Origin of the sequence: Micromonospora sp. BL1 (assembly GCF_003667485.1) — a bacterium.
Taxonomy (GTDB): Bacteria; Actinomycetota; Actinomycetes; order Mycobacteriales; family Micromonosporaceae; genus Micromonospora; species Micromonospora tulbaghiae.
Window position 1 is genome coordinate 1 of sequence record NZ_RCVK01000064.1, and the last position, 2,299, is coordinate 2,299.

Sequence of the window (2,299 nt, forward strand, 5' to 3'; positions counted from 1 at the left end):
CCGCCTCCTCGGCCACGTCCCGCCCGGTCGCCCCAGCCGGCTCCCCGGGCATCGGCGCCCGGCGGCGCAGCGCCTCCTCGCGCCGCGCCATCCGGGCCAGTGTCTCGTCCAGATCACCCCTCATGGCGTCCACCCCTTCGCCGGACAACGGATCGAAACGACTGCCGGTTCAGCCTGCCCGGGATCGGGTGGCCCGGTCCAGCGCGCGGTCCAGGACGACGAGCAGGGCGTCCCGTACCGAGAGGCGGTCCCGGGCGTCGAACTGCACCAGCGGCACGTGCTCACCGATCGCCAGCGCCCAGCGGATCGACGGCAGGTCCAGGGCCAGCCGGCCGTCGAAGGCGTTGACGCCCACCGCGAACGGCAGCCCGGACCGCTCGAAGAAGTCGATCGCCGGGTAGCAGTCGTCGAGCCGGGCGCTGTCCACCACCACGAGCGCGCCGAGCGCGCCCCGGGCCAGGTCGTCCCACATGAACCCGAAGCGCGCCTGTCCGGGCGTACCGAAGAGGTAGAGCTTCAGGCTGCGGTCGATGGTCACGCAGCCGAAGTCCATGGCGACGGTGGTGGTGGTCTTGCCGGCGACCCCGCCCGGGTCGTCGATGCCGATGCCGGCGGTGGTCATCTCCGCCTCGGTGGTCAGCGGAGCGATCTCGGAGATCGCGCCGACGGTGGTGGTCTTGCCGACCCCGAACCCGCCGGCGATGAGGATCTTGACCGGGATCGGCGGCCGGGGCGCCGGCACCCGGCTGACGATCGGGGCCGGTTCGGCCGGCGGCACACCGGGCGGCAGGTACGGCAGCGGCGGCGTGGGCGGGGGCGGCGTGGCCCGGCCGATCAGCGGGGCCGGGCCGCCGTAGCGGCTCGGGGCGCTGTTGGCGGACGGCCCGCCCGTGGCGGCCGCCGGCCATTCAGGAGATCGCACGAAGTCCATCAATCACTCGCAGGATGATGTCGGGATCGAGGGCGTCGTCGACGTCCGCGACGTGCACGTCGAGATGGCCGGCGGCCCGCAGGTCGCCGACCAGCACCCGGGTCACCCCGAAGTGCATCCGGGTCCGGGCGGAGATCTCGGCCACCGAGACGGGCTCGGCGCAGATCGCGACGATCGCCGCCAGCTCCGGGGCCAACCGGGCGGTCACCGCCCACGAGGTGCTGCCCGGACGAGCGGTGACCTGGGTCTCCAGGCCGATCGCCGGGTCGCCGTCCACCCGTCCGGACGTCAGCACGAAGGGGCGTGGGCCGGTCGGCTCCCCGTCGCCCGCGTCCGGCTCCGGGACCGGAGCGGACGCGTGCAGGAAGGGGCGGATCCGGAAGCCGGGTTCCGGCTCCGGGTCCGCGCCGGCGGCCCCTGGGCTCATTGCTGTACGGCGTTCTTCAGCTCGGCGATCAGGCGCGGACTCAGGGCACCGCCGGCGCGGCCGGCGAACAGCGTCATCTCGTACGCCACGGTGCCCAGGTTGGCCGTGCGGTCGGCGACGACGCCGAGCACCGAGCCGCTGCTGATCGCGCTGATCAGCAGGTAGCCCTCGGCCATGTCGACGATCACCCGGTTGAGCGCGCCGAGCGCGTACCAGCTCGCCGCGCCCCCGGCGAGGCTGGTCATGCCGGAGACCACGGCGGCGAGCCGTTCCGCGTTGGACCGGTCCTTGATCGCGGACATGGCCATCAGCAGCCCGTCCGAGGAGACCGCGATCGCCTCCATCACCCCGGCGGTGCTGGAGGTGAACGAGTCGAGCAGCCAGTTGAAGGTGCGTGCCTCGGGACTGAGGTCGCCGGTGGTGCTCTGTTCGACGTTCTCGTGGAGGAAGGGGCTGGTCACCGTGATGGGTCCTCTTCGTAGCGGCGGTCGGTACTGACTTCGCGCAGAGCACGGGCGACGCCCGCCTCGAACTCGCTGATCCGGTTGCGGACCTCGACGGGATCGCCGGGGTCGGAGCTGGTGGGCGGCACGGACTGCGCCGGGGCGACGGACAGGTTCGCGCCGGGCACCCGGCGGCTGAGCCGGGGCCGTTCCGCCGCCGGGGGCGTGGGATCGACCGCGCCCTCGGCCCGCCGTACCCCGTCCTGGAACGCCTCGACCAGGGCCCGGACGCTCGACGGGTCCGCCGGCACGCCGATCAGCGGCCCGCCGGTGGCCGGTCCGGCCGGTCCGGCCGGTGGTGCCGGCGGCGCGGCCGGCAGGTTCGCGCCGGGCACCCGCTGCCGGATCGGTGACCGGGTACCGGGCCGCCCGGCGGGCGGGCCGACCGGGTTCGGTCCGGTCGGCGCCGCCACGGCCGGGGGCGGCCCGGCCGGCGCC

At 74.8% G+C, this 2,299-nt stretch carries 3 protein-coding genes and 1 pseudogene; all 4 read right to left on the bottom strand.

Annotated elements, in window-relative coordinates; genetic code table 11:
* Positions 1–169: 169 nt before the first annotated feature.
* Positions 170–931, bottom strand: coding sequence for an ATP/GTP-binding protein (locus EAD96_RS00355; RefSeq protein WP_199733027.1), 762 nt, complete (start codon positions 929–931; stop codon positions 170–172).
* The gene (locus EAD96_RS00360; RefSeq protein ID WP_120572877.1) at positions 909–1,358 is read right to left on the bottom strand and encodes a DUF742 domain-containing protein; all 450 of its coding nucleotides are present in this window, start codon (positions 1,356–1,358) and stop codon (positions 909–911) included. Before EAD96_RS00360 ends, EAD96_RS00355 begins: the two co-directional genes overlap by 23 nt.
* Positions 1,355–1,819 (bottom strand): roadblock/LC7 domain-containing protein, encoded by a 465-nt coding sequence (locus tag EAD96_RS00365; protein WP_013288866.1) that lies wholly within the window; start codon positions 1,817–1,819, stop codon positions 1,355–1,357. Before EAD96_RS00365 ends, EAD96_RS00360 begins: the two co-directional genes overlap by 4 nt.
* Positions 1,816–2,299 (bottom strand): annotated as a pseudogene (locus tag EAD96_RS00370) (histidine kinase); the annotation flags it as partial. The gene EAD96_RS00365 and the pseudogene EAD96_RS00370, both read right to left, overlap by 4 nt.